The sequence below is a fragment of the Pseudomonas sp. UFMG81 genome (assembly GCF_015354575.1).
GTDB lineage: Bacteria > Pseudomonadota > Gammaproteobacteria > Pseudomonadales > Pseudomonadaceae > Aquipseudomonas.
On the sequence record NZ_JACAFQ010000018.1, the window covers coordinates 39,716 to 54,763 of the forward strand.

General features: G+C 52.3%; 14 protein-coding genes. 10 read left to right on the plus strand and 4 right to left on the minus strand.

What is annotated here, in order from left to right; all coding sequences use genetic code 11:
• Positions 1-533 precede the first annotated feature (533 nt).
• From IX761_RS15605 to IX761_RS15615, 3 genes are read right to left on the minus strand one after another with little or no spacing between them, the layout of a single operon-like run.
• Complete coding sequence (locus IX761_RS15605; protein WP_194790465.1) at positions 534-2,648, minus strand: hypothetical protein; 2,115 nt, start codon at positions 2,646-2,648, stop codon at positions 534-536.
• On the minus strand, positions 2,635-4,155 hold the full coding sequence (locus IX761_RS15610; protein WP_194790466.1) for a site-specific recombinase: 1,521 nt from the start codon (positions 4,153-4,155) through the stop codon (positions 2,635-2,637). The genes IX761_RS15605 and IX761_RS15610 overlap by 14 nt, the downstream gene beginning before the upstream one ends.
• An 11-nt stretch (positions 4,156-4,166) precedes the next feature.
• Positions 4,167-5,420: a tyrosine-type recombinase/integrase gene (locus IX761_RS15615; protein WP_194790467.1), complete on the minus strand. Its 1,254-nt coding sequence runs from the start codon at positions 5,418-5,420 to the stop codon at positions 4,167-4,169.
• Positions 5,421-5,989: 569 nt separating this feature from the next.
• Here IX761_RS15615 and IX761_RS15620 point away from each other — a divergent pair.
• The 6 genes from IX761_RS15620 (at position 5,990) to IX761_RS15645 (ending at position 11,221) form a co-directional block, all read left to right on the plus strand.
• A complete protein-coding gene (locus tag IX761_RS15620; RefSeq protein WP_194790468.1) occupies positions 5,990-6,361 on the plus strand; it encodes a hypothetical protein in 372 nt (123 codons plus the stop codon).
• 4 nt (positions 6,362-6,365) lie between these two features.
• The gene (locus tag IX761_RS15625) at positions 6,366-7,730 is read left to right on the plus strand and encodes a DDE-type integrase/transposase/recombinase (protein WP_194790469.1); all 1,365 of its coding nucleotides are present in this window, start codon (positions 6,366-6,368) and stop codon (positions 7,728-7,730) included.
• Between the two features lie 22 nt (positions 7,731-7,752).
• Positions 7,753-8,406 carry a Mu transposase C-terminal domain-containing protein gene (locus IX761_RS15630; RefSeq protein WP_194790470.1) on the plus strand — a complete coding sequence of 218 codons (654 nt, stop codon included), beginning with the start codon at positions 7,753-7,755 and terminating at the stop codon, positions 8,404-8,406.
• A complete protein-coding gene (locus tag IX761_RS15635) occupies positions 8,403-9,335 on the plus strand; it encodes a TniB family NTP-binding protein (RefSeq protein ID WP_194790471.1) in 933 nt (310 codons plus the stop codon). Before IX761_RS15630 ends, IX761_RS15635 begins: the two co-directional genes overlap by 4 nt.
• Positions 9,336-9,405: 70 nt before the next feature.
• Positions 9,406-10,158: a hypothetical protein gene (locus tag IX761_RS15640; protein ID WP_194790472.1), complete on the plus strand. Its 753-nt coding sequence runs from the start codon at positions 9,406-9,408 to the stop codon at positions 10,156-10,158.
• The gene (locus IX761_RS15645; RefSeq protein WP_194790473.1) at positions 10,133-11,221 is read left to right on the plus strand and encodes a TniQ family protein; all 1,089 of its coding nucleotides are present in this window, start codon (positions 10,133-10,135) and stop codon (positions 11,219-11,221) included. The genes IX761_RS15640 and IX761_RS15645 overlap by 26 nt, the downstream gene beginning before the upstream one ends.
• Before the next feature lie 336 nt (positions 11,222-11,557).
• Here the strand turns inward: IX761_RS15645 and IX761_RS15650 are convergent, their stop codons facing one another.
• Positions 11,558-12,040 (minus strand): helix-turn-helix domain-containing protein, encoded by a 483-nt coding sequence (locus IX761_RS15650; RefSeq protein ID WP_194790474.1) that lies wholly within the window; start codon positions 12,038-12,040, stop codon positions 11,558-11,560.
• Between the two features lie 787 nt (positions 12,041-12,827).
• Here IX761_RS15650 and IX761_RS15655 point away from each other — a divergent pair.
• The 4 genes from IX761_RS15655 (at position 12,828) to IX761_RS15670 (ending at position 15,028) form a co-directional block, all read left to right on the plus strand.
• Positions 12,828-13,232: a DUF6957 family protein gene (locus IX761_RS15655; RefSeq protein ID WP_194790475.1), complete on the plus strand. Its 405-nt coding sequence runs from the start codon at positions 12,828-12,830 to the stop codon at positions 13,230-13,232.
• Between the two features lie 78 nt (positions 13,233-13,310).
• Positions 13,311-13,874 (plus strand): hypothetical protein, encoded by a 564-nt coding sequence (locus tag IX761_RS15660; RefSeq protein ID WP_194790476.1) that lies wholly within the window; start codon positions 13,311-13,313, stop codon positions 13,872-13,874.
• A 60-nt stretch (positions 13,875-13,934) separates the two neighbouring features.
• Complete coding sequence (locus IX761_RS15665) at positions 13,935-14,171, plus strand: antitoxin VbhA family protein (protein ID WP_194790477.1); 237 nt, start codon at positions 13,935-13,937, stop codon at positions 14,169-14,171.
• Between the two features lie 128 nt (positions 14,172-14,299).
• On the plus strand, positions 14,300-15,028 hold the full coding sequence (locus IX761_RS15670) for a metallophosphoesterase (protein ID WP_194790478.1): 729 nt from the start codon (positions 14,300-14,302) through the stop codon (positions 15,026-15,028).
• Positions 15,029-15,048: the final 20 nt, after the last annotated feature.

Below are 15,048 nucleotides of genomic sequence, written 5' to 3' on the forward strand. Positions count from 1 at the left end.
GGAACGAAGTAGTCAGGATACGTGTACCGTAATGTGTAGTCGTCAGATCTGACGCAGTCCTGTCTAGCACTGTGGGCGGGTTACCATGCCGTAATCTGTAGTCGATACGAAGACTACTAATCTGATTTATTGGGTGTTTCTCAACGGTGCCATTACTGACTCTACGTCCAAACCGTTCATAAGGCAGTTGTGTGCTATTACTGACAGAGCCTCGAAAAGCTTGTCTCGCTGTCTTTCCAACGCAGCATTCTCCGCTCGAAGACTTGCAATACGCTCTTCGAGACTTCTGCGCCGGCGGGCACCATCTGGATCCCTCCCGCTTTCCCTCATTTGAACAATACGGGCGGCCTCAATTCTGTCTCCACGGTCACCTCCTAGCGTAGCTCGGCTTGTCAGGCCCAGCCGGCGCTGTACCTCCGGTCGGGAAATGGGAGCGAGCTCCACTCCTGAGCTAATCATCTGGGCGAGGAGAGCGTCTATTGCTTCGTCAAGAGTGCCGCCCCTCAATGTCTGTCGTCGTGCCATAGTTGCCTCTAGTCATCTGATACCGAACTGTGCCGTTTGTCCGAGTCCGCAACCGTGATTGGACGCCCATTTGGAAACACGCGTTGCACACCTCCATTGGTATCGCGTGCAAGGACAGATATTAAATTGTTGAGCTTGTCTTCCTGGTCTGCTAGCCATACATCGCTGCCTGCTTCTCCGGTGCCTGCGTCGCGCATGATCGATATTGCCTTCGTCAGATTCTTGGCTTGTTTTTCAAGGTTGACCCGCTCCGATGGAGTGCCCATCAGATGTAGATGCGAGCAGCCATTCCAGCACTGAAGATGCTTAGGGCAGGGTGCCTGGGAGAAATCGTGGATACAACCTCCGAAAGGGGTGACATGCAGCGCTGTGGCGTGTACGGCGAGGAATGCTTCTGCAGTTGTTGTACCTTTATCTGAAAGCAAAGCATGGTAACTGTCGGTCAAAGCGCCATGAATGCGCTTATCTCTTATGCCTGTATGTAGAAAGTCGAGGCGCTCGTGATAGCTACTGAACGCCAGGAACTCATGATGGGCAGCGGTGTTTTCTTCAATGCTCGTGTGTTGGTAATAAACATTCTGGTCGAGGCGTTTGCGCCCCAAGGCCAACGCTTGCTGAACATCGCTCATACCGGTCAAGTGGTAAATTGTGTTCCGCCAGTGTCTAGGTTGGTGACTTGTTAGCCTAATCGGAGTTCCATCGGATTCGGTTAATGAGCGACGCGAAAAAATGGACGTATATTTTTCATTATCACCTAATGCGTGATTGATATCCGCGATGGTGACCCGACGCGGGACCGCACGGAACACATTCGCCTCACGTCCACCGAAACGAAATTGGCCGTCGAAAGCGATGGCAAGCGTTTCGCTGGTTCTAAGTACGATACGAACCTGTCCCCCGACATTTTCTGTCAATACCTCGTGTCCACGGAGCTTCGGGACGATCAGGCGTTCAATTTCCCCGGCAACGTAGCGTCGTTTTAACGACCTTCCTCGCTTTTCATCTGGTTCATCGTCAAACGGATGGACACCGTTGCGTGTGAGGAAAAGGTATAGATTTCTGCTTGCACTTCTTGCTTCGCTAAAACCTAGCCAATCCAAGACTTTTGCATCGGAGATCACTGACTGAGGGGGGTAACTCCAAATACGTCCTGGATTGAGCTCTTGCCAGGCGGCAATTTCTCGTTGTTCATTGGTTAGCGTTTTTAATCGCTCTACTGCGCGCCTGGCTAGAGGAATATCGCTTTCAGCCAGCCAGTGAACCCGTGATTGAAATTGCTTTTCTGCAAAGTATCTAATCCCGCATTCGACCAGAGGCTTGCCATGGGCATCGACAACTACTTCTCCTGTCGCCCCTTTGATCGGCCTTTCGACCCAACAATCATAGGGTATTACTGTTACTTCGTTACCTCGCTGCCCAGTCGCTATCAATAAATCGATAACTCGCAGCAAAATTTCTTCGCCGTCACTAAGTGGATTGTTCGAACATATAGCATATGCCTCCATCGCCTCACGAGAAGGTAATTTATCATCAGATTTACGCTGTTTTACCGCTCGATCAGGATCGTGCAATGAAATGTAATCGTGCCGGCGTTTTTCTGGTTTCGCATCATGCTCAAAGTGAATGGCGATCTCGGTTAATTGCAGATTATCAATCGTATCCGATATTACTTGGAGGTGAGAGATCGCATCATAGAGATTCTTGTAGCCGCTCTCACGGAGAAATCCTACGACGCGATTAAAGTCGCCACGTGTCAATTGTGTGGGGTCGGATACTCCGCGCTCGAACAAGGGGTTGTAGAGCCGGCGGACGGCAATATTGTATGCAGCCACCATTGAAAACTTCAGGCTCCGGGTGCGTTGTAAATACACAATCAGGGCCTTGTTAAAATCTTGGAACACGAGAGGGAGTGGGCCCTTCGCCGGAGTAGGATAGCCTGTTTTTTCGAGTGCTTGCCGGTGCGTCTCGAAGGTGAGCGTATTTTGCTTTCCCCTTTGTGGTAACCAGCCTCCGACGCCCCATAGCGATGACGCCCACGGTGTTGAAATCGGTAGCGAATGGAAAATCGCTTGTTCCTGTGTAACAAAACCTCCGAGGCGTTGACTTGCTCTAGACAGAGTCATCTGCAGCATCCTCATTTTGTTGCCGGCAGCGCTCGATCGTAGCGCTTACCGCTAGGATGGTTGTCTGATGCTGGGCGAGGGGCCGGTTGTGTATGAGGTCACCGGCTAGTTCTGCCATATCAATGAACCGTTGGGCCTCCCGCTGGAGCGCATCCTTTACCTGCTCATGGCGGCCGTCAGCAAAGGGGTGGAACTTCTTGCAGGTGTAGCACGCGTATATAGGGTTGTAGGGACAGTGGGTATGAACGGGCAGGGCGCAGGCACCAATATCGCCTATGTATTGCGTATCAATGACACCGCGGACGGCTCTTTCAGGAGCTGTATCGCGGCGTTGGACGATTTCCCCAGTTAATAAGCTGCGCATGATGCGTTGATAGGCCGGGCTTTTTCCTAGTGCTTTCTCTTTGACCCGGGCAATGTTGGGGGTGGCCGTTACGTAAGCACGCGCTGCAACCGTGCTGTTGTGGCCGAGCAGTTCGGCAATCATGTCTGCCGGAGTTCCCTGATCCGCCAAGCCTTGACCGAGGTGATGACGCAACAACATGGTTACCTGATTCGGCCTATCTATCCCAGCTTCCCCCAGCTCATGTTTGAGGCCTGAACCGATTTCAATAACCGAGAGACGCCGTCCACAAGGATTGACGAATAATGGTCCACAGTCGCTACCAAAACGGCGTTGAATTTCTAAAACGTGGCGTGAGATTTTCTCACCCAGGCGGGTGGTTATTTTGCGGGGGCGCCGCTCAGGTCTGCGCTGGCCGAACTTTTTAGCCATGGGTAGCCATAGGGTGTAGTACTTCTCATGATCAGCGCTTTCAATGAACTCAAAGTCCGTAACGTCTAGTGAATGAAATTGGATCGACCTCGGCGCGAGCTCGAATCCTAAGTGAAGAATTATATTTAGCTGGAATTCCTTCCAAGAATCAGATGAAAGGTCTCGTTCAATGCGCTTAAGAAGTCGAATCTCTTCATCAAGGGCTAGGCCGGACTGGGATAAGAATATCCGCTCATAAGGATCAACGCGGTTCGTCTTTATCTCTTTAAGTGCCAGATATGTTTCTTTGTCGAAGCCCAATATTCCTCGACCAAGCGCCCATCGATAGAAGGTTCTAAAAAAGATGATGCTTTCGCGAGATTTTGTCCATGTACTTACTATCGTAACCACTTCTTCCCTTGTCCAAGGAAATTTGCGTGAGATCTCGCTTTCAGCTAGCCGTCCAAACACTCCGGATGCTTTGAATGCCGTTACCGGTGCGTATTTTTCGAGTGCATATGCAACGAACGCTTTGGCAATTTGCATGATGTCAGGATTGAGATGGAGCTCAGCCCAATCGATTGTCATTGCGAGCCCACCGTCGTACCAGGTCCATATCGGCAAACGGGTATCGACGTACTTTGGCTGATCAGTGGTGCGAGTTCGAATCGCAACCAGAGCCGGGCCCTCGAACACGTAGGCCGGAGGAAAGGAGGAGGGTGATGCCTGTTCGCGATCGGCTGATTTAGTCACGACGAACCTTCTTAACTGTCAAGTCGGCCCCAAGCTGCCGAGGCACGCTGTGCGTTATGGCGGTTCGCAGACTCGGCTAGATAACGACTTGCATAACGACGTGGCATCGCCGAGGTCTCAGTCCACCCGCAGACTCGTCGGAGTTCGTCCGTGGCGCGCTCCAGGTCGTGCCCACGCTGCTCGACCAGATAAGCCAAGAAACGGTCGGCGAAGGTGTGGCGAAAGTCATGCGCAGAAAGAGTAGTCAACAACCCCGGATGTGCCAGTTCAATGGCCAGAAACAGCCGATCGAGGACGTTAGACAATGCGCGAATCGACAACGGGCGGCCTCGATCCGAGATGAACAGATAGCGGTACGGCAATTTAATCGGTTTACCGTCACGCCAAGGGCGCCGCTCGCTCTGGATATAGTGCTCGTAGACCTCATACAACTGTGTAGAAATACCTACGGTTCGACCGTGCGTTTTTAGCGCAGGCTCTTCAGCACGGGGGTCGCCCGGGTCATTTTCGCGATCATTGATGCTGACGTAGGCGTGCTGAGAACCCTTATTAATATCCGTGGTGTAGAGCTTCAGAAGCTCTCCGCGACGGATGCCGGTCTCCAAGAGCAATTCAATCATTAGCCAATTACGCAGTTGCAAACGCTCCGGGAACGGATTCTCCGCAGCGCCAGGGCGAATCACTGTCCGAACGATCTGTAGTTGCGTATCTGTCAGGCTGCGGTAACGAGTGCGGTCGGGACGAGCATTGATGATATGGCTCTCAAATCGCCGCTCAATGACGTCGGCGACATCGGCAAATACCGCGTCGATGTCAGCATGTGTGGCTGAGTTCTGACGGGCGCGCGGGAGGTAACGGGTCACGCACCAAGACAGGTATTTCTTCAACAAGCGCAGGTACTGGTCCCGTGTTCGTGAACCGATCTGCTGAAAAAATACAGTGTCAGCTTTGCCAATTCGGGCCACCAGGTTATCGGCTTGGCGGCGACTTTGGAGCCAGATGGCGTAACCGTCCAGTAACGCAAGAATTGCCTCGAAGTGGCAGGCCAAGATGGCTTCATCAATATTGAGGTCACGGCTTTTGGCATAGGTGTAAAAAGCCTGGATCGCGCGCAGGTGCGCTGCGGCGGTACTGTATGCACGATGCCTGAGCTTGAGCTGGACGTAAATGAAAGGGACAAGCATGGGCAACGGCGCTGCGTCACCAGCTTGCACGAGCAGCGGTAGTCGTTGACCAGAAGAGAAACGGCACTGAATCAGTTTCATGGGCAGCCACCTCATTCCAGGACTCTTCATGAACACTATGGACATGGCCCGTTGCAAGACTAGTCGTCCAAACCGAATTCGTCGAATCAGTGGCTTAGGCAGCTCATGATGGACATTTTCTCCGATCACCGATCCCCCTCTAACAGTCTGACCGCGAAAGCCTTTAAATTTCGATGTCAACAATCGCCGGCAAAATCATTCAAAAAAATCGGCGATATCTGACAAACTTTGAACCGTTCGTCGCTGATAACTCAGCTATGTCCTAGCGGTGGTACAACAGGTAGATCGAGTCGCTACATCAGGTAGCCACCATGTGCTCACCCCAAAACCACCCCGCCAGTGCATGCTCAACGCAACTGGCAGACTCGCCAGCCGCAGCTGAAAGCCCTGACGCTTTAAGGGGCTCAGTCGAGCCGTTATCCGGCCTGTGGGTTGTAGGAGGGCTGGCAAGGTATATCCGAGATTCTGACCTTTATCTTATCCGCGGGGGGCTCGGTTCCGAGGCCCGCATTCGGATCCAGCGTTGGAGTGATGGTGGAACTAGGACTGCTTATCGGAAGGATGTGACCGTGCTGTCGCCCAGCGCCGCCGTGGTGGGATTCGGGGACACAGTACGTCATGAGAACAGCCGATTTGCCTTACGCAGCGGCTATACGAATCCGAGTAGTACCAGCCTGTTAGATGAACTCAAACTGTTCGTGTTGAACAGTCAATATCACCATCAGGATTTTTCGCATCGAGAAGAATTCATTCGTGAGTTTGCAATCTTGGTGTCCTGGTGGCACACCCATCAAGAAGCTTACATTGAACGGCACTTCATCTATACGAAAATTCGAATTTACTGCGAGATGATTAATGTCGCAGCGCCTGGTTGGACACTTGTGAGGCGGCGGTTGTGCCAGTTAGAGAAGCTGAACAACAATCGTAAAGCTAGGAGATGATGAGATGAACCAGAAAAATGAAAAAAATGGGATGGGCCAGAAAAACTCCAAAAATGAGGTTGCCCAGTCGAACACAGAGGGCGAATTAGCTAAACCGAATTCAAATGGTGAGATGCCCCAGCGAAGCTCAAAGAGTCAGCCGTCTGGATTGAGTGCTCAGCACAAAAAAGAGCTGGCCATATTTCTGGAAGATCGATTCGAAGTTGACGACTTTGTGCTATGGAGTGACGACCCGGATCACAGCTACAGGGTTATAGGTCGTGGGGACAATGTTGATGAATACGTTGTGGAGTGCGACGACCATACGCTCAGAAGCGTCCGCCAGGAAGAATTGATTGGCTTCACTCCCGATGACATCCGTGTATTCCACGAAACGCTAAGTGCGAAAAAGCGAGAGGCTGATGTTCAACCTTTGCCAGAGAGCGTTGTGTGCGCCGAAACCTTTAGTTGGGAGCAGCAGGAGGAAGCGCGGCGCCGTGAGAAAATACTGTTGGACTTTGAAGCCAAGGTCATAAAAACCAAAGAAGAAGCAATGGAAAAAATGGGGTTGAAATCCACTGCCTTTGGCGATGTGAAACGTGCTTATGCGAATGACCCGAGGTGGCAATCGCTCGTGCCCAAACAGCCGGGTAGGGCCGTAGGTGAGAATGACCGTGATCCAGAGGTTGTTGCTCTTTACATGGAGGCGTTTGATCAGACGTATTGGAACGAAGGCGCAACCGCAGTGGCTATCTACCCTGTGTTTGAGAATCTTTGCGGAGCTGCCGGTAAGCAGCCATTTTCCAGATCTACCGCCGTACGGGTTTTCAATGATATTGACCCAAGGCTGCGCGATCTGAGGAAATGGGGTAGTGACTATGTTTCAAAAAAGTATGGCGCTTATCCCAGTGACTTCCAGCTTAAAGGGCCGCTCTCACGTGTGCAGGTCGATGGCACGACTGCGGACATCATGCTCATTGATGACGAAACGGGGAAACTACTGGGCCGTCCTTACCTGACCGTAGTGAGTGATGATTTCAGTAGTGCATATTTGGCCGTTGACATTTCCTTCTGTTCACCGTCTCGAGCGACAACCGCGGCTGCCATGTATCAAGCTTTGATGAATAAACGAGATTTGCTGTCCGCCCTCGGTATGAACGAAGAAGCATGGCCTGTATACGGTTGGCCAAGTGGCGTTTTAGTCGATAAAGGATCTGAATTCGACAACCGCCATTTTCGGGCCACCTGTGACAAATTTGGGATTGTCTACGAGTATCGCGAAAGGGTTCAGCAAGGAGGTGCAGTAGAGGACGCAGTGAAGCTGCTAAATACCTTTTTTCGTGCAAAGCCTGGAGGGAAGCACAGGATCGAGTCCACGAAAGGATGCTGATTTCAATCCAGAAGCATGCGCAGTGTACAATCTCAGACGTTTCAGTCAGATGTTGTACGGTGAAGTTATTCGTCTGAACAATACCACGCGCGAGATTGATCGACTGACCCCCATACAGCGATGGAAAAATGGCTTGAAAAGCCTCGGTATAGAGCGCCCGCCCACCCTTAGTGCCAAGCAAGCTGAGGCATTTATGATCAACATGCTCCCGGGTGGTAGGGTACAGGTGAGACCAGAGGGCATTAGGTATAAAGGGATCGTTTATGACCACGGCCCAACACGGGCGCTGATAAACCGTCATAAGAGCGTTTCGGTGCGCCGCAGCCCATTGAATCTGCACCATTTGTATGTACTGTACAACGGACTCTGGCACACCGTTAGAGCCCTCAAGGCCGGCAGGGTACCCCGTACCCAGATTGAGCAGCAGGCAATGCGACGCTCCAGAATGCTTGCTGGCAGCATGACGCCACATGGCGTGGAAGCCCACAAGTTCGTCCGCAAGCTTATTGTCACAAGCAATAAAGAAGGCAAGAAGTGCTTGCGGGCGAAAGCTTCAGTGGAGCAAGCCCAGCGGATGGGGCTTATTCCGGCTGATGCAGCCGAACCTGTCGCCAAACCGGTAGAGACCAATCAGTTTGCCAATGTTTTGCCCTTCAAGGTGGAGGAGAGGTCATGATCGAGCTTACTCCCGAAACGCTCGCGATGTTGCATTTGCCTGCTGAGGAGCGTGCGCTGGCATGCATGCGCGAGATCTGGATTGATTATCCGGCGGCGAGCAGGGCAATGGAGCTGGTTATGGAACTCGTAAAGCTTCCTCGCCGCACCTACAACCCGGGGATGCTGATCACAGGCACGATTGGCGCCGGCAAATCTACGATGGTGCAGCGATGGGCTGATCTGAGCTGGGAACCGAACAGTCGATGGGGGCGAAGAATCATCTATGTCGACATGTCTGAGAATACCAATGAGCTTAACGTGCAGAAGCGGATTATCGAGGAGATCGGTAATCGGTGTGAGCGTCCCTATATTCGAACTGCCAGAGAGGCCTGGCGTGCCATCGAGGATTTTAATATTGGCGCAGTGATTGTCGATGAATTTGGCGAAACCGAGGAAACTAGCATCGCGCGTATCTGGAAGAAAAACTTGCTGTCAGCGCGTGGTTTGGCTGGGAAACGGTGGAAGGTGAATCTCATCCTTGTGGGAACAGACGCGTTTGCTGAAACTGTCATGGGCAATGAACATCTCAGATCGCGTTTCACCAGCCGCAGACAAACTATGAAATCTTGGTTGTTCAATGCGGATCTCGCAGGCTTCATTGCCGCATATGAGTCGTGCATGCCCATGAAGCAATACTCAGCGGTCACCACCGATTCCTTTCTTAGCACGCTGCTTCAGCACAGCCTGGCTCCACCTGAAGGTGGTGACGCGGCAGTTGCTTCGTTACGCCTGATTATCGATTTGTTTGCTGAGGCTCACCGGTATGCGTTACTGCATGGTCAGGAGTACGTGGACGAAAAAACTCTTCGCGATACGCATTTCTACATGAGCAATTCGAAACCAACAGTTGAGTGGGAATCGCTCAAGGTTCTGGTCGATAGCGAATGAACTCAAAGCCTCATAAGCGCTTTGAGTAAGCGGAGCAATAAACCTTACTGTGCTGCTAGGGAGATAAGTCGTGACTAGTCTTGATGATGCGCCTTCGGTTGATCTCTCTTGTACACCTGCTTTTCTGCAGCCTGCCCATGACCGTTGGCTCACGAGTAGCGGAAATGAGCGCGCTGTCACTAAATGCTTAGAAATGTTGTTGTCAGAAAACGAGCCAAGAGTAATCTTGATCGCTGGCGAGCGTGGCTCGGGGTTGAGTTCAGTGCTCTATGAAATTGAGCGCAGATTGAGCCGGAGCAAAGGCCGGGCGCTTGCTCTTTATGAAGATGACGACAGTGATCCATGCTTTGTTCTGCAAAGTGTCGTCGAAGCACTGCAGATGCCCAACTCGATCCGTAAAGACGCGACTCAGAAGATGCCAGCAGTCTTTGAGATCGTGCTAGCCATGCGCGGTTATCGATATTTTTTGATCCATGATGCTGGCAGGTATCTGATGTTCGCCCGCAATATCACTCAGTGCACACATGCTTCGCTGACATACCTCTTGTCACTGCCCATGACTGCGAAACTCGTGATCGCTGGAACACAAAGCGATGTGAACAAGTATCTCCAGCTTTTCGAAGCATTGAAGCCTGAGTGCCTTAGATTGGCGCCAATGACCAATGATAAACGGTACGGCGCTTTCGTGCAGGGGCTGGTGCATCAAAATCTCTCATCTCGGAGCACATTTGCTCCTAATGTCAATGCGATTCATCACCAGACCCGCGGACTGGTAGGCGAGACGGCAGTCAAGGTGTTTGAACAATGCCAAGCATGCGTTTGAACGCATGGAATTTATTAGGCCAAAAGTGGTGGATGATATGCCAGTATGCTCAAGGCTGCTTTGTCCAATTTACGACGAAACGCTCTCGTCTTGGCTCGCGCGACTGGTTCTTGGCAGCTTCGTCGACCGCGCAGCTATTCAGGAGCACATCAAAGCTCACTTCCGTGGAGTGTCTGGTGATATAGATGCTCTGGTCGCATGCGAAAGCTTTACTCAACCCTTTGAGCCATTTTTTAGCGTCCATAGCGCTTCTGTTTTCCGACTGCCAGACGCGCCGTTGCTGATGTTTAATTCGAGTGTCGTGTATTGTCCCGAGTGCCTCTGCGGTGATGTGGCAAATAATCAGGCACCTGCGTGGCGTCGCTCTTGGCGCATCCAAGGTGCAGCTGTTTGCCTCCGGCATGAATCGCCGGTATTGTTGAAGAGGGTACAGGAGCGCCGCTTGAATTACGTAAACAAGGCATGGGTTGCATTTGAAGAGTATGTCGGCAGTCCTGCGATGAGGTTGCAAGTAAATTTCGCGTTATCCAGTACGAGTTCATACGTCGCTCTTGCGGAAAATCGTTTTTTGCTACGTTTGGTTGCACGGACGCAACAATGGCTCAATCTTCAGTTGCGGCAGGGTAACGTATCTGAACTGAGCTTCAATTCTGGGAGATTTTTGATGTATCTATGGCTGTGGCGTGATATCTCCGGAGGGTTGATTAATGGATTCGCCAGCCAGTATTTCCGTCCCTTCCCGGTGCGAAGGTACAGGGGGCGTGCGAGCCAAGGAATTGGGGTAGATGCCGTGTTCGATGAGGCAGAACCTATCCACTTGTGTGTAGCGTATTGGCTGCTTGGCGTTGCTTATGGGGTGATTTCAAAGCATGAGGCTGACTTGATACGGGCGATGACTCGCTCGACCACCTGGCTCTTTCCTGTTGATCGTGAGGAAATTGCAGAGCGGGGGTGTATCGCGATGGACAAGGAGGCCGTCATGGTCGTGAGGAATGAAGCACGGGAGCAGCTCTGTGCTGAAGAGCTTGAGCAAATTGTTTGGGCGCTCCGAATAACTACCTGAGTCAGATACCCACCAGTGACTTTTCAGCAACGCCGCTAAAGTACCGCTGTGTGCACCTCATTGGAAACTCCTCTCAAAATTCCCACTGTCCAGTAACATCTACACCTGATGTAAACAAGCACCAGCAAGGCTGGTTTTTCCATCCTTCTAGAGGTTGGGGTCGCCCAGTTTGTGACTCCTGAATTTCGGCCAAAATCTCAAGATTTAGCCCTGCTTCTCGGCGATTCACTGTGTCAGGATTGCTTTCCGCCCGAGCTAATTGGTGGCTAAAAACTCCGCCGTCGGCGCGTAATACGGATTTCCTGCGAGAAGGTTTTCGGAAATTGTCTGCCTAACTCAGGTTGCATTTCTACGCCAAATTCTGCTGACAGTTGACTGATGTATTCCAAGCCTCTCTGCAGTTTCCCGCTGATTTAGACCTTGATCACGACATGCCAGGGCTTCTCGAACTACGTTCTCGCTCAGGCTTCGTCCTGCACGCTGAGCCACTAGTTCGCCTTCAACAAAATGCTTCGGCAAATCAGAAACTATGTGTAGAGAATTCAGAATCGCTAGCTCTTTTTTGATAACCGCTAAACGTTCAGCAACAGATGTCTGAGCATCACAGCTAGTGGCGACTATCAAAAGTGCCAGCGGATCAAAGCCAAGGGCCTCAGCGATGCTGCCTAGCATGTCCAACGTAACACCCAGTTTACCGTTCTCGAGCCCATGAAGCTGGCTAGGGTAGATCCTGGCCTTCTCATGCACCTGATCCCGCGATAGCCCACGGCTCGCTCGCGCCAAACGCAGGACTGCTGCTAGGGACTCCCTCGACACCATGTCGAATCCTCAAAAGTGAGGATAAGGCCATATTGATCATATGCTCGCCATAGAATATATTGGATGGCGTGCATGGAATGCGCTTTCAGCCTGGTGCAACCCTTGTGGAATCCGAGGTCAGACCTCACTGACTGACGCCAATGATTGGCAAAAAATGACGATCATGGTCGAGTAAACGGCCTCCGGTGACTGTCGTGTCTGGGCTACGCCATCGGTTGGCGGGAGCTCAATTGCGACCCGCAATACTAGGAAGACATGTGTTTTTGACAAACAGCGAGGAGCTGCAGGGACGGTTCAAGCTTGGCGATTCTGACGTCTTGTATTGGAATTCCGTCGACCTCAGCAGATGCAGCTTCACTTTCTTGATTGAAGGCGTGGGGTTTGATGGCGGAGCCGTAGGCCCAACGACGCACCTAGTGAGTGACGTCGCAACCGTAAAGTCACTTTGGTACGGTGGTTCTCCGGCTTTGTTGGACGTGCATCAAATCTACGTGATACCTCCGCGGGCTTTACGTCAACGTGGCTGCTCGATGGCTGCCTTGTTGGAAATACGAATGCAAGACGGAAGTGAGCACGCCCCCATCTACGAATTCGTAACCGATTCTGGGCTTGTTTTCACCAGTGATCAGACCTGACTGTGGCAACGTCTGTGTTAGCGCCGCAGAGTTAAGGTGGGGCGCCGAGTCATCGACCCGAGGGCACGGCCCGATCGATCATCGTTGCACATGGTGCGCAGCCGATTTGCCTCACATCTCCCACAAGTGCCATATCCAAGCCTGGAGGTTGCATGGCTGCGACGTTAGATGAGATCACACAGTTCTTCTACGGGAGCGGAGAGCCAGTAGAAGGGTGGTTAGGTACCGAGGAAGAACTCATCCGTAGCGCCGAGCAGGCTTTGCCTGGGAAGCCTTTCTGCCTTGTGAAGCATTGGATTATCGCCGACTTGCAGCTCACCCAATATGAGCATCAGAAGCTGTCATCCATGGGGATCCTGCCCACGGTTGTTTATGCACATGAGGTCGTCCAGGACAGCCAACAGCGCTTCCCGGCTGGCCACTGGGTGCGCACCAATTTTGGACTTTCGCATCACCACCCGTGCATGTTTGAAACTAAAAGTACCGTCTACCTATTGCTTGGAGATGGGTCAAGGAAACAGGCTGCACTTAGTACTGTTTTTTCGTTCCGCGCGTAGCTGACTCGGCACATCGACAGACGCTGCCTTCGAGGCGGTGGGGTCGGCTGCGCGCTCTTAAAATTGCAGGAGCAAATTTTGATCAAGTTTGATTGCCGCCAGGTCACGGGAGTGATCGATAAACCACGTGTCACCGCTACCGAGCCGGGAGCAGTCACTGCCCGGATCGTGATAGACGGGGAAGTGCTGCCGGAGGTTCTGCTACCGGGAAAAATTTACGAAGAGCTCGAGGCAGGAGCGCGTGTGACCCTGTACGGCATCTTCACCAAGAATAAGGACAAGATGAAGAACAAGGCCACCATCTATGCCATGAAGGGCCCGAGCGGCAAGCTGGTAGCTGCGAGGCAGTATCAGATCAAGGTGCCGGTGATGTTAATGGTCTACGCAGTACCTTTGATGATCTTGGCGTTCATTGCAGGATGCTTCCTTTCTCCTTATCCGATCCACCTACTCACCGGAAGCGTCGATCCTGATTACCTTGTTCGAACCACCTTTGTTTGGGCGTTCTGGGAGGGGATTCTTGCTGGGCTGGTGATGGTGGGGGTGGCGATCAACTGGGTCAGGTTGAGTAATGATCCGGAGAGTTGGGCTTCGATTGATGCGGCATCGCTCTCTCAGCGCTTTAGTAAAGCCTTTAGGTAGCGCTTGATAGCCGGGCTTCCGTTCCTATGGAGGCTTCGGCTAACCGACGTGGGAATGCACATGGAAATCGATGGGGTGGAGCGCGAACGCCGTCGTAAAGCTGTGGCAGCGGAGATCGCTTGTCTAGCGATCGACGGAGGGCGGCTTGCAGCTGAGCGCCTGGCACAGTTGCAGCGCTACGTGGATGGCCAAGTTAGCCTCGAAGAGCTCCGAGCAGAGCTGATTGAACGTCTGCGATTAGATGATGAGGGAATCGCAGATGAGGACGAAATGCGTCGAGCCGGGGGTGACTTTTAGTGACTCGAGTCTCTCGACCGTAGGCGGCTAAAGCCGAATGACCGAGCTCTAAATCTTGATTTTGATTTGCTGCCCCATGTGGACGCTCCGGCGACACGATCAGCGTCGAATAGGAACCTGCTGACCCGATGAAAATTTTGATTTACTCAGATCTGCACTTGGAGTTCGCGGACTTTCAGCCTCCTGCGACGGAGTCCGATTTGGTGGTGCTGGCCGGCGACATTTCGGTGCGTAGTCGAGGGGTGTTGTGGGCCAACGAAACCTTCAGCTGTCCGGTGATCTACGCCTGTGGCAACCATGAATTCTACAAGGGTCACCTCTCCAAAACGCTGATCAAGATGCAGGACGCGGCAGCAGAGCATGTGCATGTCCTCGACAACCAAACCCTCATTATCGGCGACACCAGGTTTTTGGTAGCAACAGCCTGGACAGATTTCACCGCTACTGGCGACTACAAGGCTGCGATGAGGGTGTGTGCAGAGTGGATGAACGACTTTAAGCGCATCCGCATTGGAGAGGGCTACAGCAAGCTGCGTCCTGTCGACCTGATTGCTCGGAACATCACCACTCGAGAATTTCTGGCCGTCGAGCTTGCCAAGGGCTTTGAGGGAAAGACGGTGGTGATCACGCATCATTGCCCTCTTCGAGAGCTGGCCGGCGATGGCCATGAAGGTCACCTGGGTGCTGCCTACTTCAATGAATGGCACGACCTTGTTGCCCAGGCTGACGTTTGGATTTTCGGCCATACGCATCATGCAGTCGACACAATGTTCTCGGGCTGCCGGGTCATTTCGAATCCGAGAGGCTATCCAGGAGAGCGTACTGGTTTTTCGCCGGATTTCACCATAGAGCTTTGACAGGGTCAGCCTGCAGAGGC